Source organism: Streptomyces sp. NPDC050315 (assembly GCF_040655775.1).
Taxonomy (GTDB): Bacteria; Actinomycetota; Actinomycetes; order Streptomycetales; family Streptomycetaceae; genus Streptomyces.
The window spans coordinates 158121-181775 of record NZ_JBFAKN010000001.1 but is presented as its reverse complement, the minus strand read 5'-3'; the positions used below and the strand labels follow the sequence as shown (position 1 = coordinate 181775).

General features: G+C 73.0%; 24 protein-coding genes. 20 read left to right on the top strand and 4 right to left on the bottom strand.

What is annotated here, in order from left to right; all coding sequences use genetic code 11:
• Positions 1-12: 12 nt before the first annotated feature.
• Positions 13-1245, bottom strand: coding sequence for a 4-hydroxybenzoate 3-monooxygenase (locus tag AB0I82_RS00835; protein ID WP_363254857.1), 1233 nt, complete (start codon positions 1243-1245; stop codon positions 13-15).
• 90 nt (positions 1246-1335) lie between these two features.
• Positions 1336-1845 carry a GNAT family N-acetyltransferase gene (locus AB0I82_RS00830; RefSeq protein WP_363254856.1) on the bottom strand — a complete coding sequence of 170 codons (510 nt, stop codon included), beginning with the start codon at positions 1843-1845 and terminating at the stop codon, positions 1336-1338.
• A gap of 138 nt (positions 1846-1983) precedes the next feature.
• On the opposite strand from AB0I82_RS00830, the gene AB0I82_RS00825 reads away from it, so the two are divergent.
• The 9 genes from AB0I82_RS00825 to AB0I82_RS00785 all read left to right on the top strand — a co-directional run bounded on the left by AB0I82_RS00825 (position 1984) and on the right by AB0I82_RS00785 (position 9687).
• Complete coding sequence (locus AB0I82_RS00825; protein WP_363254855.1) at positions 1984-2196, top strand: hypothetical protein; 213 nt, start codon at positions 1984-1986, stop codon at positions 2194-2196.
• A 64-nt stretch (positions 2197-2260) separates the two neighbouring features.
• Positions 2261-2467 carry a hypothetical protein gene (locus tag AB0I82_RS00820; RefSeq protein WP_363254854.1) on the top strand — a complete coding sequence of 69 codons (207 nt, stop codon included), beginning with the start codon at positions 2261-2263 and terminating at the stop codon, positions 2465-2467.
• A gap of 261 nt (positions 2468-2728) precedes the next feature.
• Positions 2729-3001, top strand: a complete 273-nt coding sequence (locus AB0I82_RS00815) for a hypothetical protein (protein WP_363254853.1) — start codon at positions 2729-2731, stop codon at positions 2999-3001.
• Between the two features lies 1 nt (position 3002).
• Entirely contained in the window at positions 3003-4076 is a 1074-nt protein-coding gene (locus tag AB0I82_RS00810; protein WP_363254852.1) for an SGNH/GDSL hydrolase family protein, read from the top strand.
• Between the two features lie 73 nt (positions 4077-4149).
• Complete coding sequence (locus AB0I82_RS00805) at positions 4150-5547, top strand: MFS transporter (protein ID WP_363254851.1); 1398 nt, start codon at positions 4150-4152, stop codon at positions 5545-5547.
• Between the two features lie 44 nt (positions 5548-5591).
• Positions 5592-6668: an acyltransferase gene (locus AB0I82_RS00800; protein WP_363254850.1), complete on the top strand. Its 1077-nt coding sequence runs from the start codon at positions 5592-5594 to the stop codon at positions 6666-6668.
• Between the two features lie 63 nt (positions 6669-6731).
• A complete protein-coding gene (locus AB0I82_RS00795; RefSeq protein WP_363254849.1) occupies positions 6732-7664 on the top strand; it encodes an LLM class flavin-dependent oxidoreductase in 933 nt (310 codons plus the stop codon).
• A gap of 20 nt (positions 7665-7684) precedes the next feature.
• Positions 7685-8533 carry an alpha/beta hydrolase fold domain-containing protein gene (locus AB0I82_RS00790; protein ID WP_363254848.1) on the top strand — a complete coding sequence of 283 codons (849 nt, stop codon included), beginning with the start codon at positions 7685-7687 and terminating at the stop codon, positions 8531-8533.
• 221 nt (positions 8534-8754) lie between these two features.
• The gene (locus tag AB0I82_RS00785) at positions 8755-9687 is read left to right on the top strand and encodes a helix-turn-helix transcriptional regulator (protein WP_363254847.1); all 933 of its coding nucleotides are present in this window, start codon (positions 8755-8757) and stop codon (positions 9685-9687) included.
• A 16-nt stretch (positions 9688-9703) separates the two neighbouring features.
• On the opposite strand, the gene AB0I82_RS00780 is transcribed toward AB0I82_RS00785, so the two are convergent.
• Positions 9704-10564 (bottom strand): alpha/beta hydrolase, encoded by an 861-nt coding sequence (locus tag AB0I82_RS00780; RefSeq protein WP_363254846.1) that lies wholly within the window; start codon positions 10562-10564, stop codon positions 9704-9706.
• A gap of 268 nt (positions 10565-10832) precedes the next feature.
• On the opposite strand from AB0I82_RS00780, the gene AB0I82_RS00775 reads away from it, so the two are divergent.
• From AB0I82_RS00775 to AB0I82_RS00735, 9 genes are all read left to right on the top strand, one after another.
• Positions 10833-11525, top strand: coding sequence for a hypothetical protein (locus AB0I82_RS00775; protein WP_363254845.1), 693 nt, complete (start codon positions 10833-10835; stop codon positions 11523-11525).
• Positions 11513-13351 carry an asparagine synthase (glutamine-hydrolyzing) gene (gene asnB / locus AB0I82_RS00770; protein ID WP_363254844.1) on the top strand — a complete coding sequence of 613 codons (1839 nt, stop codon included), beginning with the start codon at positions 11513-11515 and terminating at the stop codon, positions 13349-13351. The genes AB0I82_RS00775 and asnB overlap by 13 nt, the downstream gene beginning before the upstream one ends.
• Complete coding sequence (locus AB0I82_RS00765) at positions 13348-13881, top strand: flavin reductase family protein (protein WP_363254843.1); 534 nt, start codon at positions 13348-13350, stop codon at positions 13879-13881. Before asnB ends, AB0I82_RS00765 begins: the two co-directional genes overlap by 4 nt.
• Positions 13878-15338, top strand: a complete 1461-nt coding sequence (locus tag AB0I82_RS00760) for a 4-hydroxyphenylacetate 3-hydroxylase N-terminal domain-containing protein (RefSeq protein WP_363254842.1) — start codon at positions 13878-13880, stop codon at positions 15336-15338. Before AB0I82_RS00765 ends, AB0I82_RS00760 begins: the two co-directional genes overlap by 4 nt.
• An 8-nt stretch (positions 15339-15346) precedes the next feature.
• A complete protein-coding gene (locus AB0I82_RS00755) occupies positions 15347-16162 on the top strand; it encodes a methyltransferase domain-containing protein (protein ID WP_363254841.1) in 816 nt (271 codons plus the stop codon).
• Between the two features lie 21 nt (positions 16163-16183).
• Positions 16184-17830 carry an ABC transporter substrate-binding protein gene (locus AB0I82_RS00750; protein WP_363254840.1) on the top strand — a complete coding sequence of 549 codons (1647 nt, stop codon included), beginning with the start codon at positions 16184-16186 and terminating at the stop codon, positions 17828-17830.
• A gap of 71 nt (positions 17831-17901) precedes the next feature.
• Positions 17902-18834 (top strand): ABC transporter permease, encoded by a 933-nt coding sequence (locus AB0I82_RS00745; protein ID WP_363254839.1) that lies wholly within the window; start codon positions 17902-17904, stop codon positions 18832-18834.
• Positions 18831-19694, top strand: coding sequence for an ABC transporter permease (locus AB0I82_RS00740; RefSeq protein WP_363254838.1), 864 nt, complete (start codon positions 18831-18833; stop codon positions 19692-19694). The genes AB0I82_RS00745 and AB0I82_RS00740 overlap by 4 nt, the downstream gene beginning before the upstream one ends.
• Entirely contained in the window at positions 19691-21280 is a 1590-nt protein-coding gene (locus AB0I82_RS00735) for an ABC transporter ATP-binding protein (protein WP_363254837.1), read from the top strand. The genes AB0I82_RS00740 and AB0I82_RS00735 overlap by 4 nt, the downstream gene beginning before the upstream one ends.
• Here AB0I82_RS00735 and AB0I82_RS00730 read toward each other — a convergent pair.
• Entirely contained in the window at positions 21270-21794 is a 525-nt protein-coding gene (locus tag AB0I82_RS00730) for a cupin domain-containing protein (protein WP_363254836.1), read from the bottom strand. The genes AB0I82_RS00735 and AB0I82_RS00730 overlap by 11 nt on opposite strands.
• 175 nt (positions 21795-21969) lie before the next feature.
• On the opposite strand from AB0I82_RS00730, the gene AB0I82_RS00725 reads away from it, so the two are divergent.
• Both AB0I82_RS00725 and AB0I82_RS00720 read left to right on the top strand, forming a co-directional pair.
• Positions 21970-22407, top strand: a complete 438-nt coding sequence (locus AB0I82_RS00725) for an Rrf2 family transcriptional regulator (protein WP_363256024.1) — start codon at positions 21970-21972, stop codon at positions 22405-22407.
• Positions 22404-23345 carry a hypothetical protein gene (locus AB0I82_RS00720; protein ID WP_363254835.1) on the top strand — a complete coding sequence of 314 codons (942 nt, stop codon included), beginning with the start codon at positions 22404-22406 and terminating at the stop codon, positions 23343-23345. The genes AB0I82_RS00725 and AB0I82_RS00720 overlap by 4 nt, the downstream gene beginning before the upstream one ends.
• Positions 23346-23655 lie beyond the last annotated feature (310 nt).

Here is a 23655-nt window from a genome sequence, read left to right as displayed (position 1 = left end):
GGCCGCCGGCCCTCAGAGCCCCGCGATGTCCGTAGCCGAGCCGAGGTACGTCTCGCCGAAGGCCGCTGCCGCGGCGTCCGACGCGAGGAGTTGTCGCATCCGGGCCGTCGCCGTGCCCGCGCGGAAGGGGTCGCCGGACGAAGCGCCGTGCATCACCTCGGACAGCCACTGGGAGAACTCCTGGTACTGCCAGATCTTCCCCAGGCAGGCGTCCGAGTAGCGGGCGAGCGGCTGTTCGTCCCCGGAGGTGCAGGCCGCGATGAGCGCCTGGGCGAGCAGCAGTGCGTCATGGATGGCCAGGTTCATGCCCTTGGCCGCGATCGGCGCGACCAGGTGGGCCGACTCGCCGGCGAGGTACAGGCCGCCGTAACCCATCGGCTCGACCACGTAGTTGTGCATGTCCAGGACCGTCTTCTCGATGATCCGGCCCTCGGTGAGCGGCTGCGCGCCGGTCGCGGCGAGGCGGGTGTGCAGCTCCTTCCAGATCCTTTCGTGCGGCCAGTTCGCCGGGTCGTCGCCCGGCGGGCACTCCAGGTAGTACCGGGTGACCTCGGGCGTGCGCGCCATGTGGGCGCTGAACCCGCTTTCGTGGATGCCGAAGACGACGCCCTCGGCGGACGGCGGGGCCTCGGCGAGCAGCGCGAGCCAGCCGATGCCATAATCCAGGCGGGAGATGCGGAGCTCGTCGGCGGGTATCGCGGCGCGCGCCACGCTCCGCGCGCCGTCGCAGCCGGCGATGTACGCGCAGTCGATGCGGTGCCGTTCGCCCGTCTCCGGATTGGTGTACGAGACGGAGGGCCGGTCGGTGTCGATGCCGGCCGGCCGGACGTCCCGTACGCCGAAGCGGATGTCGCCGCACGCCGTGTCCGCGTAGGCGGCGACCAGGTCGGTCACCAACAGCGGCTGCGGGTAGACGAAATGGCTCTGCCCGGAGAATCTGCCCGGCTCCACCACGTGCCGCTCGCCGTCCCACCGGAACTCGAACGTCCGCTGCCGCTCGGCCCGTTCCAGCAGTCCGCCGGCCAGCCCGTGCCGGTCCAGGGCGTGCACCACCCACTCCTCGATGAAGCCGGCGCGCGGCCGTTGCTCGATGAACTCCCGGCTCTCCGCCTCCAGTACGACGCAGCCGACGCCGGCGGCGTGCAGGACGTTCGCGAGCGTCAGACCGGCCGGGCCGGCACCGATGATGACGACGGACGTACGGTGCGCCTCGCCGGCGGGCGCGCTGGTGGGGGAGTCGGCCACGGTGGTGGTGTCCTTCAGGTGGGACCGGAACGGGGACTGGGTGGCAGTGTATTGCCCAACTGGATGGCAGCGTATTGCCGAACTGGCAGGTCAGGGGCGGTGCGTGGCGGCGTAGGTGCGGACGTCCAGGGACAACGGCGTCGAGTGCTCCGCGAAGCCGAGGGCGCGGTACAGGGCTTCCGCCTCGTCGGTGGCGTGCAAGTCGACGCGGGACACGCCCTGTTCGGCGAGCCAGGCCAGCAGTGCTTCGGTCGTCGCGCGGGCGTATCCGCGGCCGCGGTACTCCGGGTCCGTGCACACGTTGAAGATGAAGGCGAAGCGGCCCGTGGGGTGTTGTGGTGCGGGGAGCCGCTGCTCGACCGTGCCCACCGCGCAGGCGGCCAGCCGGGGTGCGGCGCCTTCGTCCGCCGTGCCGTTCGCGTCCACGACGAAGGCACCCAGTACGGGGTTGGGGCCCGACAGCTGTCGGCGGGCGATCTCCACTGCGGTCTTTTCCCAGCTGCCGGGCTCGTCGGAGCCGTTCATCGACGCGAACATCAGCCGACGCAGCCGTATCAGTTCCTCGGCGTCCTCGGGGCCTGCCTGTCGTATCTCGATCATGATCGGACGCTAGCGCACGTGCGCGTGCGCGTGGCCGTGCTGCTGTCGTGGTGAGTGCAGCGCATTGGCCATTAGCGGCTTTTTGGGTGTTTTGGGACGCTGGGAGAGGAGAACCGGTCCAGTGGAGGTGTGGAAGTCATGCCCGAACCAGGGAGCAAGAAGTTCGACAGGCGACGGGCGAAGCTCCGTCGGGAAGCCGAGGACCAGGGAATCCCCGACAAGCACGCGAACGAGGACGCGAAGGGGCGGCTGGAGGACGATCCGCAGTGGCAGACCCGCGGCCCCCGGACGGAGCGCGGGCTCGGCCCGAAGGGGCAGCGCAATGAGCGCGATGACCAGCGGAACTCCTGACGCCCCTCGGAACCCTTGACCAGCGGAACCCCTGACGACCAGCGGAACTCCTGAGGAGGACGCGGTGAGCAAGAGCAAGAACCCGCAGTCGAACGAACTGCGCCGCAGTGGCAAGAGCGCCGCCGTCCAGGACGCGGCCGAGGCCAAGGCGGGCTCCGACCGCAAGGTCGGCCCCGGCGGCGCCGAGCATGCGCACGGTACCGACAAGGGCCGCAAGGGCGGTGGCCAGGGCGGCGGCGTACCTGCCGATCAGCGCCCCGAGCACCCGTAAGCCCGTCGACGATCACCGGTAGTTCCGTCCGCGCCCCGGCCTCTCCAGGTCGGGGCGCGGACGGCTGTCAGCCGCCCAGCCGGGGGACCTCGATCGCCGGGCCCCGTGCGGTATCTGCGCTTGTGTGGGGCAGCATGAGCCCGCGAGTGCCGGGTGGGCGCGCCAGCGTATGACCGGGGGTCACAGTAGAAAGACCTGCCTTGTTGCCGGTGAGGTGCGCTTTGACGATGGGGCCATCAGACCCTCGTGAGGGAGACCGTCGTGCCGCGTCCGCTCCGCCTCGGGCTGACCTTGATGCCGCCCGTACCGCACCAATCGCCGGCCACCTGGAAGCACCCGCGCAACATGTGCAGGGGCTACCGCTTCGACCGCAAGGAGGTCTCGCAGCACCTGGGCCGGCTCCCGGAGCGGGCCAGGGTGCGCCACGGTGCGCACACCCCCAACGCGCACCGCAGCCCGCTGCAACAACGCGGCCCGGCACGTACGGAGGACACGCCGGGCGCGACGCTTCGCGACCACGTACTGGAGTTCTGAGATGGCTGCCGCTCGTGGACGTGGGGCGGTGCGGCTGGCCCACGACGATCCGCGGTTGCGCTATCGCGGCGCCGTCTCCCTGCAGTGCGGCCCGGGATGGACCGCGCCCTGGCGGCTGCCGCATGACGAGGCGGCGCTGCACCTGCCCGAAGGCGGGGTGGGGCGGGCCGCGATGCCGGCCGGGGTGCGGGTGACGTTCCGTACGGACAGCCCGGAGCTGACGTGCCGTTACCAGGCGGACCCGCCGCCGCGGCTCAACGGTCCGCAGGAACGGCCGTACCTGGACGTGCTGTGCGGGGAGCGGTGCACCACCGTGCTGCTGGAGGCGGACGGGCGGGACCACACCTTCCGCGTCACGGGGCTGCCGGGCCGGCCGGCCGTCGTTGAGCTGTGGCTGCCGACGTACGCCCAATTCCGGTTGGGTGAAGTGATGTTGGCGGATGGCGCGGTCGTGTGGCCCGACGAGCGTACGGCGCCGCACTGGGTGCACTACGGCAGTTCGGTGTCCCAGGGGCGCGGTGCGGCCTCGCCGGCCCGCGCCTGGCCGGCGCTGGTGGCCCGGCGCACCGGCTGGGACCTCATCTCCCTGGCGCTGGGCGGGGCCTGCTACCTCCAGCCGATGACCGCCCGGCTGATCCGCGACCTGCCCGCCGACGTCATCACCGCCTGCGTCGGCATCAACATCCAGGCACTCGGCACCCACAACGCGGACTCGCTCGCCGCGGCGGTCGTCGGCTTCGTGCGGACCGTACGGGACGGACACCCCACCACACCGTTCACGCTGATGTCGACGATCGTCGCCCCCGACCGGGAGGACGTGCCGGGCCCCTCCGGGCTGACGGTCGCCGAGACCCGGCACCATGTGCGCCGCGCCGTGGAACTGCTGCGGGCACAAGGGGACGAACACCTCGCCTACCTCGACGGTCTCGAAGTCTTCGGCGCGGACCTCGCCGATCACCTCCTGGAGCCCGTGGGCATCGACCGGCTGCACCCCTCGCCCGCCGGGCATGCCGTCTTCGCCGACCGGTTCCTGGCGCGAGTCGGCCGCAGCCTGTGTGTGCCAGTAACAGCATGAATGCGGGCCTGGCTGACCTGCGGGAACGCCGGGACGATCGATCCGTCACCCGCCGTTCTGCGAGAGGAAGACCGTGTCCAGCGCAACCGAGCCCACCACCACCGACGCCGCCGCGTCCCCACCACCGGCCGCACTGCGCTGGGCCCGCTACACCGGCGTCTACCTGCTGCTCTTCCTGATCGGCACCGAGACCTTCCTCGTCTCGCCCCTGCTGCCCACCATTGCCGACTCCGTGGGCGTCACCGAGGCCGCGGCGGCGAGCACCGTCACCGCGTACACCATCGTCTACGCGGTCACCGCACCCTTCCTCGGAGCGGTGTCCGACCGCTTCGGACGGCAGCCCACCATCGTCGCGGGCACTGTGCTCTTCCTCCTGGGCAACGCGCTCGCGGCGGTCGCGGACAGCCTCACCGTGCTGATCGTCGCCCGAGTGCTCGGCGCGCTGGGCGCCGGCCTGGCCGGACCGTCCATCTGGGCGCACATCGCCGAGACCGCGCCGGACGCCGTCCGCGGCCGGGCCGTCGGTCTCGGCATGGCGCTCTTCTCCGCCGGACAGGTCCTGGGCGTACCGGCAGGCAGCTTCCTCGCCGGCTGGGGCGGCTGGCGCACCTCCTTCTGGGGGCTGACCGTCCTGACACTGGCCGCGCTGCCCCTCGTCCACCGGCAGACCCGACCCGCACAAGCGGCTCCTGCCGAGCGTCCGGCGCTCGACTTCGGCACCGTCTTCGAGGTCTGGCGGGACTCGGTGCTGCGGCACACCCTGATCGTGGTCCTGCTGCTGCAGGCCGCCAACCTCGGTGCCTATACCTTCCTGGGCGCGGTGCTGCACGACCGCTTCGGCCTGTCCGTCGACGCGCTGGGGCTGCTGGGCATCCTGGTCGGCGCGGGCAGCGCACTCGGATCGCTGGCCGCGGGGCGCATCGGCGACCGGGCGCGGCAGCGCGGCGCGGGGGACGCGGTGTGGATCCCGGTGTGGGCGCTCGTCCTGGGCGCCTCGGCGGTCCTCGCGGCCCTCGGCTCGCCGCTGGTGCTGGCCGGCGCGGGCGTCCTCGTGTGGTTCTTCGCCAGCGGCGCCTTCGGCACCAACGTCCAGACGCTGCTGCTCAACGCCCGCCCCGCACTGGGCGCCACGTCCAGCTCGTGGAACAGTGCCACGCTCTACGCGGGCACCGCGGTCGGCGTCGCGGCGGTCGGCCTCTTCCCGCACGCGGACACCGGCACGGCCCTCATCGGCGGCGGCCTGGCACTGGTCTCGGCGCTGACCGCGCTGCCGCTGGTCGGCCGGCTGCGCCGGACGACGGGCGGGGCGTCGGAGACCGCGGCGGACGAGGCTCAGCGGACGGCGCCCGCGGCGGACGCGACCGGGACGGCAGCCGGGAGCCCGGCCGAAGCGCCCGCCTCGGACAACGCGCCCGGAACCGCCGCCACGGCGCAGCCGGGTGACTCCGCCAAGGCGGCAGACCCGTCATGAGCGCCCGGACTCCCTCCCCGGCGCCGGTTGCGAGACCGGCCACGGTGGACACCAGCAAGGCATACGCCCCCGCCCTGGACGGCATGCGTGCCGTCGCCGCCCTGCTGGTGATCGCCCTGCACGTCGGCATCTACACCGGCCAGGTCGCCTCCAGCTGGCTGGGCATCGGGCACGGCGGGCCGCTCGGCTGGCTGCTGTCCCGCTTCACCGTCGGCGTGCCCGTCTTCTTCGTCCTGTCCGGGCTGCTGCTCTACCGTCCGTACGCCAACGCGGGCCGCGACGGCACCCCGCGCCCGCACGCCGGGCGCTACCTCTGGCACCGCGCCCTGCGCATCCTGCCTGCCTACTGGGTGGTGGCACTGGTCGCGCTGGTGGCCTTCACGCCCTTGGTCCTCGGCGAGCCGTGGCCCACGGTTCGTACGCTCGCGCTGCTGCACATCTACGAGCCGAACGTCATTCCCGTCGGCGTCACCCAGACCTGGAGCCTGGCCACCGAGGTCGCGTTCTACGCCGTGCTGCCGCTGCTCGCGCTCGCGCTGCACCCGCTGCTGCGGCGGCCGGCCGCGGTCTTCGCGGCGCTCGGGCTCTTCGAACTGGTCTCGCTGGTCTCGATCGTGGCCACCCACGTCCCGGCCGCGGGCCCGTATCCCGCGGCCGTCTTCTGGCTGCCCGAGTACCTCGGTTACTTCGCGGCCGGCATGGGGCTCGCGGTGATCGCCGCCCGCGGCACCGGCCTGGGTGCCGTCGCCCGGCACCCGTGGGCGAGCTGGGGCGTGGCGGTGCTCGCCTACGCCGTCGTGTCCACGCCGCTGACCGGCAGCACCGCCGCCTACCCGACCGTCGCCGAAGCCCTGCTGGAGCACGTGCTGTACCTCCTCATCGCGCTCGCACTGGTGGCGCCGCTGGTGCTGCGCACCGACCGCGGCCCCGCCCCGCTGCTGTCCCGGCCGGCGCCGGCCTGGCTCGGCCGGATCTCTTACGGCCTCTTCCTGTGGCACATGGTGTGGTCGAAGGCTGGCTGCGGATCACCGGCGAGCGGGCCGGCACCGCGAGCTTCGCGGTGCTCTTCCCCGTCACCGTCGCGGTCACGATCGTCCTGGCCGCCCTCTCCCACGTCCTGATCGAGAAGCCCGCGCGCCGGCTGCGCGGCCGTACCACCGCACCGACCCCGAGGAGCACCGCCGATGACCACTCCGAGCCCGTCCCTGCGCTGGGGGGTCAACCTCCCGCTGCCCGCGGTGGAGCTGCGTGACCACCGCCGTACCGTGCAGGCCCTGCCGGACCTCGGCTACACCGACGTCTGGACCGGCGAGGGCGGCGGCATCGACGCCTTCACACCGCTGGCCGCCGCCGCGGCGTGGCAGCCGAAGCTGCGGGTGGGCACCGGGGTGGTCCCCGCGCAGACCCGCGGTACCGGCGTCCTCGCGTCCACCGCGCTGACCCTGTCCCAACTCGCGCAGGGTGGCGTGCTGCTGGGCATCGGCTCGTCGGTGCCCGCACATGTGACCGCGCTCAACGGACTGCCGCACACCAAGCCGCTGGAGACCGTACGGCGGACCGTACGCGCTCTGCGGGAAGAGCTCGCCGGACGGCCGCCGAAGGTGATCGTCGGCGCGCTGCGGCCCAAGATGCTGCGGCTGGCGTACGAAGAGGGCGACGGCGCGATCCTCAACCTGCTCGGCGCGCGGGACGTGCCCACCGTGATCGGCGCCGCGGGCGGCCCGTACCCGGACCGCGAGACGGTCGTCAAGATCTTCCTGTGCCCGACGCCCGACGCCGAGGCCGCGCGCCAGGCCGGCCGCGGCTTCCTCGGCTGGATCCTCAACCAGAAGCCCTACCACGCCTTCCACGAGTGGCTGGGCCGCGGCGACGCGCTCAAGGCGTCCTACGAGCGCTACGAAGCGGGGGACCGGTACGGCGCCGCACTGGCCCTGCCCGACGAAGTGATCGACGAACTGTGGCTGCACGGCGACCCGGGGGAACTCCGGGAGAAAATCCAGCAGTTCGTGCACCCGGGCGTCACCACCGTCCTGCTGTACGTCGCCCCGACCGCCGAACTGGCGGCCCGTCCCGACCGGCTGCCGGAGCTGCTGGCGCAGCTGCGCCCGGCGACCTGAGCGCACCGGAGGTGACCGGAATGCCCCAGGAGACAGTCACCGACCCCGTGCAGGCGTGGGTGCTGGCCGCCGCCGGGCGGGCCCCGCTCGCCCCGGGCACGGTGACCGAGGAGACGGAGCTCGGCGGCCGGCCCGCCGTTCGGGTACGGCCGACCGCCGGCGGGCGGCGCGGCACCGTGCTGTACCTGCACGGCGGCGGCTACCGGGCCGGCTCACCACAGGTGGCGCTCGGCCCCGCCTCCTACGTCGCGGCCGGTCTCGACGCCGAAGTGGTACTGCCCGCGTACCGGCTCTCCGGCGAGCGGCCCTTCCCCGCGGCCGTCGAGGATGCCGTGGCCGCCTACGCGGAGCTGCTGGAGCGGGGTGCGGCTCCGGCCCGGCTCGCCGTGGTGGGGGAGTCGGCCGGCGGCGGGCTGGCCGCCGGCGCGCTGCTCGCCGCCCGCGGCCTCGGCCTGCCGCGGCCTGCCGCCCTCGTCGGCCTCTCGCCCTGGTACGACCTGACCGTGACAGCCGACGCGTACGAGCGGTGCCGGGCCTCGGACCCGGTACTCGACCGGTCCGCGCTGGCGGACTCCGCCGCGCGGTACCTCGCGGGCACCGACCCGCGAACCCCGCTGGCCTCCCCGCTCTTCGCCGACGACGCGGCCCTGGCCTGGCTGCCGCCGGTGCTGGTGCAGGCGAGCGCGGACGAGGTGCTGGCCGACGATGCCGCGCGGTTCGCCGCCCGGGTGGCCGCTGCCGGCGGCCGGGCGTGGCACCGCACCTGGGCGGGGGAGGCGCACTGCTGGCACATCGCGGTGCCCGCCAGGGCCACGGCCCGGGAGGCGGTGGCGGCGATTGTGACATTCCTGCGAACGCATCTCACCTGACGGGATTTCGGCCACCGTGCGGCCGCCGCCCGTTACGCTTCCCTCAACTGCCGTCCGCCTACGGTCTTTTCGGGGGAGTTGGAAAGATGGACGTCGTCGCGCCGTTCTTTTTCCGCACACCGTGTCGATGTCGGGTCCGCCGACGCTGAGCCGTTCACCGCCCGTTCGCCAGGGCCCGGGGCTTTTCCCGGGGCATCGACACCATCCGGAAGGCCGCACACATGAATAGCGCACACTCCGAAGAAGAACACGCCGCCGCCAGTGCCCACCCCAAGGAACTGGGCGCCTTTCTGCGCGCTCACCGCGAACGCCGGCGCCCCGAGGACGTCGGCCTGCCGCGGACCGGTCGGCGCCGCACGCCCGGACTGCGCCGCGAGGAGCTCGCGGCGCTCTCCGGCGTCGGCGTGGCCTGGTACACCTGGCTGGAGCAGGGCCGCGTCGTCTCCTCCAAAAAGGTTCTGGAGGCGGTGGCCAGAACCCTCGGCCTGGATGCCGCCTCCTATCGCCACCTGCTCGCCCTCGCGGGTCACCTGCCGCCGGCCCCGCGTGAGACGGAGCACGACGCGGTCGTCCGGCGCACCCGGCCGCTGCTGGATTCCTGGGAGACCAGCCCTGCGGTGCTGCTGGACTGCCGCTTCGACATCACGGCCTGGAACGCCGCGTACACCGCCGTCTGGTCCGACCCGGCGCAGCTGCCCCCCGCCCGCCGGAACCTGATGTGGTGCATGGCCGGCGACCCGGCGATCCGGGACGGGCTGAAGGACTGGGAGCCGGTGGCCCGCGCGGTGCTGGCGCACTTCCGCGCACAGACCGCCCGGCGCGGCACGGACCGCCGTACGCAGGAGGTGTACGAGGTGCTGCGGGCGGACTTCCCCGAGCTCGCGGAGTGGTGGGAGTGCCAGGGTGTGGACGATCTGACGTCCCGTGAGGTGACCGCGGTGCTGCCCGGCGGCGACGCGCTGCACCTCGCCCTCTCGGCGTTCCACCCGGTCGACGACCCCGAGGCGCTGGTGCTGGTACAGGCTCCGGTGAGCGAGGCGGACCGGCAGTTGGTGGCCCGGCTGGTACAGGGCCGGGCGCGCGGTGAAAGACCGGCGCCCGGCTGCGAGGTGGTGACCATCTCGCCCCGGCCGCCGATGCGTCGGGTGGGGTGAGCGCCGCCCGCAGCGCTCACCGGAAGAATTCCAGGAGTTCCTCGGCGGTCCGCTGGGGCGCCTCTTCCGGCAGGAAGTGCCCGCAGTCCAGGGCCCGTCCCTGTACGTCGTCCGCCCACCGCCGCCACACCGCGAGCACGTCGTGGTGGCGGTCGGTGTGCGAGCGTTTGCCCCACAGGGCCAGCAGCGGCGCGGTGATCCGCCGGCCGTGCGCGCGGTCGGCCTCGTCGTGCTCCACGTCCCGGCCGACCATCGCGCGGTAGTCCTCGCACATGGCGTGCACGGTGGCCGGGTCCGCGACCGCCCGGCGGTAAGCGGCCAGCGCCTCCGGAGCGAACAGGCCGGCCTGCGCGCCGAAGTAGAAGGCTTCCGGATCGGCGGCGATCAGCTTCTCCGGCAGCGGCGCCGGCTGGGCGAGGAAGAACCAGCGCCACAGCTTCCGCGCCAGCTCGGCGTCGACTGCATTGAGCGCGTCCGCAGTGGGCACCACGTCCAGCACCGCGAGGCGGGTGACCCGCCCGGGATGGTCCAGCGCGAGCCGGTAGGCGGTGCGCGCGCCCCTGTCGTGCCCGGCCAGCGCGAACCGCTCGTATCCGAGCCGCTCCATGACGCGCAACTGGTCCAGCGCCATGGCGCGCTTGGAATACGGCAGGTGGTCCGGCGCACTGGGCGGCTTGCCGCTGTCGCCGTAACCCCGCAGATCCGTCGCGACGACCGTGAACTCCTCGGCCAGCAGCGGCGCGACGGCGTGCCACATGACGTGCGTCTGGGGAAAGCCGTGCAGGAGCAGCAGGGGCGGGCCGTTGCCGCCCCGCTGTCCGTGGACGGTCACGCCGGCCACGTTCACGGTGAACGGTTCGAATCCGACGAAGCGCATTGCCGCAGCCTAACCCGCTCCCGCACGCGGCAGGAATGGACTGCGGAATGCTGTTGTCCGCACTCATAGGATGCCGAATGGCTCCCCTATTACGTTGATATTGACGCCCCCCGGCTGGATTTCTACTGTCGTTGCCATGTTTCCGGGGGAGCTTCCTTACGAACTCACCACCATTTGTGGTGCCTGGCACTGGATTCTCTTCGACGGCCTCTGTACCGCGCGTACCTCGTAGTTCGCCGTCCGTCCAGGAGAAATGAAAGAGCGGTCCATGCCGGAGAATTCCGTGGCGATGAGCCATGCCGAAAGATGCGCGCTGTGGAAACAGCGCCTTTTCGAGGCCGAGGCCGGCCTCACCCGATACCTCACCGAACAGCACGGCGGGCGCGACCTCGCCGACTGGATCACCGTCCGCGGCGAGCTGTTTTCCGGGCTGCCCGGGCCGGGCGAGGAGGACCCGGAACGCTGGCAGCGGGTCTTCTTCCGCGCCCAGGCCTTGATGGAACGCTTCCTGGTGTCGCGCTACGGCCACGCCTCGCTCCAGGCGTGGGCAGCGGCCAACGCCCAGGTGCACCGGTACGTCGAGCCGGACCGCGGACAGGGCGCGCTGGGCCCGGTGCTGCGCATCGCCCGCCAGGCGGAGCTGTACGCCTCGCGGTACCGCGTGGTGCGGACCGACGCGGACCGCGCCGCCGTCGAGATCGGCCACTGCGCGATCTGGGACTACCGCGAGCGGGCCCGCAGCCGAGGCGTGACCCTGACGCTGAAGTCGCCGTGCGAGTACTGCACGCACGCCACCGCCGCCAACATCGCCGCGAAGGGCTACGTCCCGCGGCACGAGCTCACGGAAGGGCCCGACGGGCACGGCTGCCGCTGGGAGGCCGCACTCACTCCGGACGGCGCCACCACGGGCCGGGGGTCCGCGCAGCCCGTCACGACGGGAGACGGCGCATGTGCGGCATAGCGGGATGGGCCGATTTCGGCCGGGACCTGCGCCAGGAGGCCGCCACCGTGCGGACCATGACCGACACGATGGTCCGCCGCGGCCCGGACGCCGGGGACATCTGGCTCTCGGAGCACGCCGCGCTGGGACACCGGAGGCTCGCGATCATCGACATCGACGGCGGCGCACAGCCGATGCGGGTCCACGACGACCAGGGACGGCTGCTCGCGGTCATCACCTACAGCGGCGAGGTCTACAACTTCCGCGAGCTGCGGGAAGAACTCACGGGGCGCGGCCACCGGTTCACCACCCGGTCCGACACCGAGGTCGTCCTGCGCGCCTACCTGGAGTGGGGCGAGTCCTCCGTCGAGCGCCTCAACGGCATGTTCGCGTACGCCGTCTGGGACGCCCGGAAGCAGCACCTGCTCCTGGTGCGCGACCGGCTGGGCATCAAGCCGCTGTTCTACGCGCACACCCCGGGTCGGCTGCTGTTCGGGTCCGAGCCCAAGGCGGTTCTCGCCAACGAGCTGTTCACACCGGAACTCGACGCTGAGGGCATCGCCGAACTGTTCGCGGTGCCGGCAGCGCCCACCCCGGGCCATGCCGTTTACCGCGGGCTGCGCGAGGTCCGGCCCGGCCACACGGTGCGGTTCTCACGCACGGGCGTACGCGTGCGCCGCTACTGGGAACTGCACTCCGACACCCACCCCGACACGGCCGAGCGCACCGCGGAGCGGGTGCGGGAGCTGCTGACGGACACCGTGCGCCGCCAGCTGGTCAGCGACGTACCGCTCGGGCTGCTGCTCTCCGGCGGCCTTGACTCCAGCACGCTGACCGCGCTGGCCGCCGCCGAACGGTCCGGTGCGGACGCGGAGAAGACCACCACGTTCTCCGTGGACTTCCCCGCGAGCGAAGGGCCCGAGCGGCTCGGCGACTGGAACCGCGCCGAGGACGCCCCCTACATCCGCGAACTGGTGGCGGAGCTGGGCACCGCGCACACCTCCGTCGTCGTACCCGGCACCGGCCTGCTGGAGCACCGGGACATCGGCCTCGCAGCGCGGGACCGGCCCGGCTGGGGCGAGCCGGACGTCTCCCTGCACCTGCTCTTCCGCGGCGTGCGGGCGCATTCGACGGTGGCGCTGTCCGGGGAGGTCGCCGACGAGGTGTTCGGCGGCTACCCCTACTTCCACCACGCCCCCGGCAGGCCGCTGGACGCCTTCCCCTGGCTCCAGGGCAAGCCTTCACCCGCCGACCTGCTGCGCCCCGACGTCGCCGCGCGGGTACGGCCCCGCGAGTACGCCTGCGAACGGCTGCGGGACGCGCTCGCCGAGGTGCCGCGGCTGCCCGGCGAGTCCGGCACCGAGCGCCGCGCCCGAGAGATCTCCTACCTCGCGCTGACCCGCTGGCTGCCCGCGCTGCTGGATCGCAAGGACCGGATGAGCATGGCGGCGAGCCTGGAGGTGCGGGTGCCGTTCGCCGACCACCGGTTGGTGGAGTACGTGTGGAACGTACCGTGGCGGATCAAGAACGCCAACGGCACGCCCAAGGCACTGCTGCGCCGCGCAGTGGCCGACCTGCTCCCGGAACGGGTGCTGAACCGGCCCAAGAGCGGCTACCCGGCCAGCTCCTCGACCGCCTACCGGCAGGCGCTGCGCGACCGCGTCGACGCGCTGACCCACCGGGACGCCCCCGTCTTCCAGCTGGTGGACCGCAACGCCGTCAAGCGTCACCTCAACGCCGGCACCGTCGTACCGGGACCGCGCGCCGCACCGCACCCCACCGGCGGCCTGGACTACCTCCTCGCGCTGGACGCGTGGCTGACGGACTACCGGGTGAGGCTCGTATGACCCGCGTACGGCACCGCGGCGAGGCGCTGGACACCGCGGCGTTCCGGGCGGCCGCCGGGACCTTCCCCAGCGGCGTGACCGTCGTCGCCACCCGCTACCGCGGCCGGACACTGGCCAAGACCGTGTCCGCCTTCACCTCGCTCTCGCTGGACCCGCTACTGGTCAGCGCCGCCATCGGCAAGGACAGCCCGCTGGTGTGGGCGGCCCGGGTCTCCGGCGTCCTCACCGTCAACGTCCTCCGCCACGACCAGCACCGGGTGTCCGACTTCTACGCCGCGCCCGAGCACCGGCGGCTGGGACCGGCGCCCGCCGAGCTGATCACCGCGCGCAGCGGCGGGCCGGTCCTGGACGACTGCCTGAGCTGGTTCGACTGCCGGCTGACCACCGTCGCCCCCGGCGGCGATCACGCCATCCTCATCGGCCGGGCCATCGCCGCCCAGGTGCACGGCGGGAGACCGCTCGTCCACCACGAAGGCGGCTACCACGCACTGGCCGGTGCCCTGACACCACAGGAGACCACCGCACCATGAGCAGCTACGTATCCGCGGTCGAGGCCCGCGGCGCCCTGGACGGCGCGCGGTACACCGCCTCTCTGGACGACGGGCGCAGCGTCTGGCTCGACGGCGAGCAGATCAAGAACGTCGCCGAACATCCCGCCTTCGCCGGGCCCGTGAAGGAGCTGGCCCGGCTGCTTGACCTCCAGCACGACCCTGCACACCGTGACACCCTCACCGTCCCCGACCCCACGACCGGCCTGCGCATCGGCCGTGGCTACCACCCGCCGCGCACCCCCGACGACCTGCGTGCCGCCCGGCGCGCCGCCGAGGTGTGGATGCGCGAGTCCTGGGGCCAGCACGGCCGTTCGCCCGCCTTCATGGCCTCCATCGCCGTCGGCCTCTACGACTTCCGCAACCGCCTGGAAAGCAACAGCGCCGGCTTCGGCACCAACGCCGAGAACTGGTACCGCTTCGTCGCCGAGCGGGACCTGCTGTTGACCCACGCGCTCGGCGACCCGCAGATCGACCGCAGCGCGAGCCCGGTGGACCACCCCGACCACGCGCTGCGCATCCTGCGCGAGGATGTGGACGGGGTCGTCGTCCGGGGCGCAAAACAGCTCACCACGCTCGCGCCGTTCGCCCACGAGGTGCTGGTCTATCTTTCGGCGTCCTTCGCGCAGCGTGGCGCCGAGGAGTTCGTCTTCTGGGGCGCGCTGCCCCTCAACACGCCGGGTCTGCACGTCCTGTGCCGGGAGCCCTTCGGCACCGGCGGCCACGGCCATGCCCACCCCTTCGCCTCCCGTTTCGACGAACAGGACGCGATGCTGTTCTTCGACGACGTGCACGTGCCGTGGGAACGGGTGTTCCTGCTGCGCGACGGTGCGCTGGCCCGGGAGGGCCTGGCCCGGATCAACGCCTGGAGCCAGTACATCGGGCAGGTCCGCTACCAGGAGCGGCTGCGCACCCTCCTCGGCGTCGGCAGCCTCGTCGCCGAGTCCATCGGCGTCAGCGGCTTCCGCAACATCCAGGAGGACCTGGGCGAGCTGGCCGGCTACGTCGAGATCCTGGACCACTTCCTGGCGGCCGGCGAGGCCACCGCGCGCCGCACCGACGGCGGACTGCTCGCACCGGGCCCGACCCCCGCCGCAGCCGTCTGGGCGGCCTCGGTCGCCGGCCGCGCACTGGAGATCGTCCGGGGCATCGGCCAGTCCGGGACCCTGATGCAGCCGACCGAGAACGACCTGAACAACCCCGGCCTGCGGCCCTTCCTCGACCGCTACATGCACGGCAAGGACATCGGCGTCGAGGCCAAGTCCCGGTTGTTCCGGCTGGCGTGGGACCTCACCTCGGACAGCTTCGGGCAGCGCCAGCACCTGTACGAGTACGTGCACCGCGGCGACCTCGCCCGCAACCGCATCAACCTCTACCACCGGCACGACCAGACGGACGTCCGCGAGCGCATCCAGGCGCTCATATCCCGCCCCCTGTGAGGAGCCCGATGTCTCAGCACACCCTCGACCGTGCGCGGGACCTGGCGGGCTACGACGACGTCAGCGCCATCCGCCAGGCCCAGGACCACGACTGGATCCTGAACCTCGTGCCCCGCCCGCCGCGCCGTATCGCCGACCTCGGCTGCGGCACCGGCGCACTGCTCGACGCGGTCCTGGACCGCTGGCCCGCGGCCACCCGGGTGCTGGGGGTGGACGGCGCGCCGGCACGGGTCCGCGAGGCCACGCAGCGGCTCGGCGAGCGCGCCGACATCCGCTACGGCGACCTTCGCCAACTCACCGCATTGGACGAGAAGTTCGACCTCGTCACCATGACGTCCGTCCTGCACTGGCTGCACCCCGACGAGGGGCACACCTTCGACTGGATCGCCGACCACCTCGACGAGGACGGCGCGTTCCTGCTCACCACACACCACCCTGACACCGACGAAACCGGGCTCGGCGGCGAGGACGTCGTCGCCCGCGACGCACTCGCCCTCCTCGGCATCGGCGCCGACACCCTCACCGGCATCGTCCCGATGGGCGTACGCGCCCGCCCGGCCGACGCCGTCCGCACCCTGCTGGAGCGGCGGCTGACGGTGGACACGTACCAAGAGCGCCGGGTCGCCGTACGCACCCGTAGTGCCGAGGAGTACCAGCACTTCCACGCCGCCACCTTCGGCACCTACTTCAGCCGCCTGGTCCCCGAGGCCCGGCAGGAGGACTTCTTCCGCGCGGTGGGCACCGCCGCCGCACGCCGGATGACCGAGCGGGGCGAGGTCTACGGCATCACCGTGCGCGCCTGGCGCGCCGTCCCCACCCACTGAGCACCCCTGAACGGAGCACCCGTGCCCACCCGCAGATCCTTCCTGGCGCTGTCCGCCGCCTCGCTGGCCACCGCCGGGCTCACCGCCTGCTCCACCGGCGCCACCGCGCCGGCCGCGGGCGGCGCGCCGCGTGACGGCGGCACCCTCACCTTCGCCACCGATGTCGAACCGGACGTCTTCGACCCGCACGTCAGCCCCGCCGACATCGTCGGCGTCGTGATGCGCAACGTCTTCGACTCCCTCGTCGCGCAGACCGCGTCCGGTGGCTTCGCACCCTGGCTCGCCACCTCCTGGACGGTCTCCGACGACGGCAGGTCCTACACCTTCTCGCTCCGTGACGACGTCACCTTCACCGACGGCACGCGCTTCGACGCGCACGCGGTCAAGGCCAACTTCGACCACATCGTGGCCCCTGAGACCAAGTCCCAGTACGCGGCCCAGCTGATCGGCCCGTACGAGCGCACCGAGATCGTCGACGCGCACACCGCGCGGGTGCACCTCCGCACGGCCTACGCGCCGTTCCTGCACGCCGCCAGCACCACCTACCTGGGCTTCCACTCGCCCAAGGCACTGCGCGAGCACCCCGAATCACTCTCCGCCGGGGGCCGGTACAGCGTCGGCACCGGACAGTTCGTCTTCACCTCGCGCGTCAAGGGCCAACGGCTCGTCTTCGAGCGCAACCGCGCCTACAAGTGGCCGCCGTACACCGCCAGGACCAACGGGCGCCCGCACCTGGACCGGTTGGTGGTGAGCTTCCTGCCGGAGAACGCCACCCGCATCGGTGCGGTCACCGCAGGCCAGGCGGACATCGCCGACGCCGTACCGCCGGGCAGCGTCCGCACTCTGAAGGCCGACAGCTCGCTCGCCATCCAGAGCCACGACGCGCCCGGCGTCGTCTACCAGTACTACCTCAACACCACCCGCGCCCCCTTCGACCAGCGCGACGCCCGGCTCGCCGTCCAGTACGCGGTGGACACCGCGGCCCTCACCAAGGCCGTCTTCGCCGGCCAGTACGCGCGCGCCTGGAGCCCGCTGAGCCCGTCCACCCCCGGCTACGACGACGCCTTGGAAGGCACCTGGAAGCACGACCCGCGGCGCGCGGCAGCCCTGCTGGACGGCCTCGGCTGGACCGGACGGGACGCGGCCGGTTACCGCACCAAGGACGGCGAGCGCTTCTCGGTCACGCTGCTGTACGTGCCGCAGTACACCAAGGCCGAGCGGCGCACCTTTGACACCGCCGTGCAGGGGGAGCTGAAGAAGGCCGGCATCGAGCTGAAGCTCGTCCCGATGGACGCCGGCAGCTACACGCCCCGCCGCAACAAGGGTGACTACGACATCATCGCCTTCTCCTGGGGCGGCAGCGACCCCGACTTGCTGCGCACCGTCTTCCACTCCAAGAGCCAACTGGCCGACGGCGGCGCCAACGGCGCGCGCCTGCACGACGCGGACATCGACCGCTGGCTGGACGCCGCGACGGCGTCGTCCGACCGCGAAGCGCGGGACCGGCTCTACGCGAAGGTGCAGCGCCGGGTCGTCGAACAGGGCTATGCACTCCCGGCGTTCGTCGGCACCCGGCAGCTCGCGGTGCGCGACCGGGCCAGGGGAGTGGCGTTCGACCCGTCCGCGTGGCCGGTGTTCCACGACGCATGGGTGGTCGACGGGCAGTGACCACCCTCGTCCGAAGAGCGGCCGGCCGGTCCGGCCGGAGCTCCGCACGCCCGTCGGGCGGGGCGGGCACCGTGCTCCGCTTCGTCCTGCGCCGGCTGGCCGCCGGGGTGCTGGTCCTGTGGGGCGCCGCCACCCTCGCCTTCCTCGCCCTGCACCTCGTCCCCGGCGACATCGTCGACACGGTGCTCGGCCCGAGCACCACCGCCCCGCCCGGACTGCGCGCTCGGATCCGCCAGGACTACGGCCTGGACCAGCCGCTTCCGGTCCAGTACGGGCACACGCTCGCCGCCCTCGCCACCGGCGACCTGGGCCGCTCCTACCAGCTCGGGCAGCCGGTCACCGGCGTGCTCGCCGGACAGCTCGCCCCCACCGCCGAACTCGCGCTGGCCGCCTGCGCCGCCGCCCTGCTGCTCGCCTTCGCCGCGGCCTACGCGACGGCAGGGCGGGGGCGCGCGGCCCGCACGGTCGCCTCAGGGCTCGAACTGCTCGCCACTTCGGTGCCCTCGTTCTGGCTCGGCATCCTCGCGCTCACCTTCCTGTCCTACCGGTGGGGCCTGCTCCCCGCCGCAGGCGCGGACGGGCCCGCCACGCTCGTTCTCCCGGCGCTCACCCTCGCCCTGCCGATCGCCGGCGTACTGGCCCAGGTGATCCGCCAGGAGCTGGACCTCGCGCTCGCCCGGCCGTTCGTCCTCACCGCACGCGCCCGCGGCGCCTCCGAACGCCGCGTCCTCACCCGGCACACCGCCCGGCACGCGGCGCTCCCCGTGGCGACGCTCGCGGGCTGGATCGTCGGCAGCCTGCTCGGCGGCGCCGTGCTCACCGAAACCGTCTTCGCCCGGCCAGGGCTCGGCCGGGTCCTGGTAACCGCCGTCACCTCCAAGGACATTCCCGTGGTCAGCGCGCTCGTGGTGCTCTCCGCCGCGGCATTCGTCGTCGTCAACCTGCTGGTCGACCTGGTGTACCTGGCGATCGACCCCCGGCTGCGGACGGAGGCCCCCGCATGACCGGCGTCCTGGAGGCGGTCGGCCGCGGCAGGAGGACGGGCGGGCGGCCCCCGTGGCGGATCCTGACCGGTGTCGTCGGGGTGGCGCTCGCCGCCCTGGCCCTGCTGGCCGTACTCGCCCCCTCCCTGCTCGCCCCGTACTCCCCGACCGACACCCACGCCCTCGCGGCCTTCCAGGGACCCGGCGCCACCCACCCGTTCGGCACCGACGAGCTGGGCCGGGACGTCCTCTCACGGGTGGTGCACGGCGCCCGCCTCTCGCTCACCATCGGCGTCGGTGCCACCGCCTGCGGCGTGCTCGGCGGCACCCTGCTCGGGCTGCTCGCCGCGGTCGGCGGGCGCCGCGCCGACCAGATGCTGATGCGCGCCGTCGACATCCTGCTCGCCTTTCCCGAGCTGCTGCTCGCGCTGCTCGTCGTCAGCGTCGTGGGGGCCGGCACCGCGAACGTGGTGGCCGCGATCGGCGTCGCGGCCGTACCGAACTACGCCCGCCTGGTCCGCGCCCAGGCATTGGTTGTGCTGCGCTCCGGCTATGTGGAGGCCGCCGTGGTCCTGGGCCGGCGACGCACCGCCGTGGTGCTGCGGCACGTACTTCCCAACGTTGTCGGGCCGCTGCTGGTCCTCGCCACCATCGGCACCGGCACCGCCGTGGTCTCCGGTGCCGCCCTCAGCTTCCTCGGCCTCGGCCCAGCGCCGCCCGCCCCCGAGTGGGGCGCCATGCTCTCCGACGGCCGCGAACATTTGGCCACGGCCTGGTGGGTGGGGGTCTTCCCCGGCCTCGCGGTGACCGCCGTCGTGCTGACCCTCACCGTGCTCGGCCGCCGCCTCCAGTCCCGTGCGGACGGAAGGGGCACCTTGTGAACGCACCGCGTGAGCCGCTGATCCACGCCGAAGGGCTGACCGTACAGTTCGGCGACGTCACCGCCGTACGGGCGGCCGACCTCCACGTCGCCCCCGGCGAATGCCTGGCCCTCGTCGGCGAGTCCGGCTCCGGCAAGAGCACCCTCGCCCGCGCCCTGCTGGGCCTGGCCGGGCCCGGAGCGCGGGTCGACGCCCGCCGCCTGGAGGTCGCCGGACGCGACGCGACCGCCTTCACCGACCGGGACTGGCGGGCCGTACGCGGCCGGCACGCCGCACTGATCGTCCAGGACGCGCTGGTCTCCCTCGATCCGCTGCGCACCCTGCGCGCCGAGATCGCCGAACCGATGCGGCTGCACGGCACGGTGGCCCGCGAGCGCGTCGCCGAGCGCGTCGTGGAACTCCTCGACGCGGTCGGCGTGCCGGAGCCGCACGCGCGCGCCGCCCAGTATCCGCACCAGCTCTCCGGCGGGCTCCGGCAGCGCGCCCTGATCGCCTCCGCGCTCGCCGCCGACCCCGGTCTGCTCATCGCCGACGAGCCGACCACGGCGCTGGACGTCACCGTGCAGGCACAGATCCTCGACCTGTTCCGGGCCGCCAAACAAGCGGGCAAGGGCCTCGTCCTCATCAGCCACGACCTGGCCGTCGTCGCCCGCATCGCCGACCGCACGGCCGTGCTCCGCGCCGGCGAGATCGTCGAAGAAGGACCGACAGCGGACCTCGTCCGCCATCCCCAGCACCCCTACACGCGGTCCCTCCTGGACGCCGCGCCCGCCCCGCGCGCCGCGACCGCTGCCACCGGCTCCCGTACGGTCCTCACCGCCCATGGGCTGCGTAAGCGTCATGGCGACCGGGCGGCGGTGGACGGCGTGGACCTGGAGCTGCGGGCCGGCGAAGCACTGGGCCTGGTCGGCGGGTCAGGGTCCGGTAAGACCACCGTGGCCCGCCTCGTGCTCGGACTGCTCCGCCCGGACGGCGGCGATGTGCTGCTCGACGGCGCGCCGTGGTCCGCGCTCCCCGAACGCCGCCGCCGGGCCCGCCGCCATCGTGTCCAGCTGATCCCACAGGACCCCTACGGTTCCTTCGACCCGCGCTGGACCGTCGAACGGATCATCGCCGAGGCGCTGCCGCGGGGGAGCCGCCGGCAGCCGGCTGGCCGCATCCGCGAACTGCTCACCCTGGTCGGCCTCTCGCCCGGCCACCTCACGCGCCGGCCGCACCAGCTCTCCGGCGGACAGCGACAGCGCGTGGCCATCGCCCGCGCTCTCGCTCCCGAACCATCCGTGCTGGTCTGCGACGAGCCGGTCTCCGCTCTGGACGTGTCCGTCCAGGCACAGATCCTCGACCTCCTGGACGGCCTGCGCTCCCGCCTGGGCCTGGCGCTCCTCTTCATCTCGCACGACCTCGCGGTCGTCCGTCACGTCAGCGACCGGGTGGTGGTCATGCGGGAGGGCCGCTTCGTCGAGGAGGGCACGGTGCCGGAGGTATTCACCGCCCCGCGCCACCCGTACACGAAGGAGCTGCTCGCGGCGTCGCCGGGCCTGGACCTCCGGCCGACGCCGTGGAACGGCGCTCCGGTCAGGCCGTAGAGCCCGCCCCCGGGGCATCCTCACTGCCCAGTACGTACAACTCGGGGAGGTTCACGACGATCGCCTCCTGGGTGGAGCGGGCGATCACGACGACCGCCTCGTCGTCCGGACTGGGATTCTCCTCGCGGTGCGGCACATACGGCGGTACGAAGATGTAGTCACCGGGGGAGGTGCGGATGCGGACCTCCTCCGGGGTGCCGGTGGAGTCGTCGAGGAAGACGAACTCCGGGTGCCCCTTGACCACATGGATCGCCGTCTCGGATGCGCCGTGGTGGTGGTTGGAGGAGGCGGTGGCGGGGGCGACGTGGGTCTGGCCCATCCAGATCCGTTCGGACCCGACGGTGTTGCCGCTGATCGCGGCGAACCGCCGCATCCCGCCCGTCTGCGCGGTGTCACCGTCCAGTGCGTCGGCCCGGATGTGGTGCAGCCGGGCGCGCAGCGGAAGTGGGTCGCCGCCGTGGTCGTGGTCCGGCAGGTCGGGGTGGAAGGCATCGGGAGCGGACTGTGAAGGCATGGTGTTCCTGCTGGTCGGAGGGCACCAGCCGGCGGAGCGGGCCGGTCTGCTGGCGCCGACCGTAGAGAGCGGGACGAAAGGATGTCAAGATGTGTCCATTGCGGCCCGGGCTGGTTGCGGGCCGGGTGGCATGCGGAGAACGACCAACGACACCAGTACGTGGAAGACGGTGCACATGCAGATCTCGGCCAAGGCCGACTACGCGGTGCGGTCGCTCGTCGAACTCGCCGCGGACAGTGCGCGGCCGCTGACGTGCGAGAGCATCGCCTCGTCGCAGGACATCCCGTTCCGGTTCCTGAAGTCGGTGTTCCGGGACCTCCGCACGGCCGGCCTGGTGCGCAGCCAGCGCGGCTGCGAGGGCGGTTACTGGATCGCCCGGGACGCCGCGTCGATCAGCGTCGCCGAGGTCATGACGGCCGTCGACGGGGAGCTGTTCACCGTACGCGGCGAACGCCCCGACGCGCTGCACCACCCGGGCGCCGCCCAAGGCGTCTCGGAGCTGTGGTGCGACGTCGAGGCCGTGGCCGGTGCGCTGCTGCAGCGTACGACGATCGCGCAGCTCGCCGCGCGGGGCGGCACGGCACACGACGCGTCGGCAGCCGTTCCGGCATGAGCGGGCGGTACGCACGGCCCGAGCAGGGGGAAGCACCGCTGCGGGTCACGGAGTTCACCGACGCGGCCTGCCCATGGGCCTGGGGCGCCGAGCCCGACTTCCGGTTGCTGCGGCAGACGCTGGGCGGCCGTGCCGAGTGGCGCCAGGTCTTCGGCATCCTCTTCGACGAGGACGACGACCCGGCGCCCGATCCGGACGCCGAGGCCCGTTGGTACGAAGGCTTCATCAAGGACGTCGCCGCGCACACCGGAGCACCGTACGCGCCCCGGCTGCACTGGCTGACGGGGACGAGCTGGCCCGCCTCACAAGCCGTGACGGCGGCGCGGGCGCAAGGGGAGGAGATCGCGCAGCGGGTCCTGCGGCGGCTGCGCGAGACGACGTTCGTCCTCGGCACCCCGGCCGATACGCCCGAGGGTGTACGCGACGCGGTGCACGGCGTGCCCGGACTCGACAGCGAGCGGCTGCTGCGGGACCTGGCCTCGGAACACGTTCGTGGCGCAGTGTGCGCGGACCACTCCGAGACCCGCCGGCCACTGCCCGAGGTGTGGGACCTGGTCGCCCCCGGGCCGCATCCGGGGCGCGCCAAGGAGCTGGCCGAAGGGCATCGTTACGCGCTGCCGACCCTGCTGTTCGAGGGGCCGGGCGGCCGCGTCGTCGTGCCGGGGCGCCGCTCGTTCACGGACTGCCTCGACGCGGCTCGCACCGCCGCCGGTGCTCCGTTGCCCGACCCCGTACGCCTGCCGCCCGAGGCCGCCCTCGCGCGCTGGCGCAGCCTGACCGGTCCCGAGCTCGAAGCCCTGACCGGTACGTCGGCACCGCCTGCCGACGCCGTCCGGATCGACACCGCCAACGGCCCCCTCTGGCTGCACCCGGACGAGGCCCGGACGCACCCGAAGACGCGGATCTCGGGCAATGAGACACCTAGAGGTGTCCATTGACAGCGCATTGACGGTCCGGTGAGGATACGAGGCATGCACCCGATGCACCCCGGCGTGGTCTGTCGTTACGTCGACTACCTGCGTACCTCCAGCGCTCTCTGTCGCTGACCTCAGGCGTTCCTTCCGCGACGCCCGGCGGCCGCCGCCGCATCAGCGGTGCGCACGGCCGTGTCCGATTCCCCATGAGCCGGGTGCCCTCCCCGCTCTTCCCGCCTGCGCATAAGGGCCGTACGACCCGCCGGGCACCTCACCGACGCGGTGCTCCGAACCTCTTCGCCTGACGCGCTTTCCCCGTGTGCGTGAGCCGTCG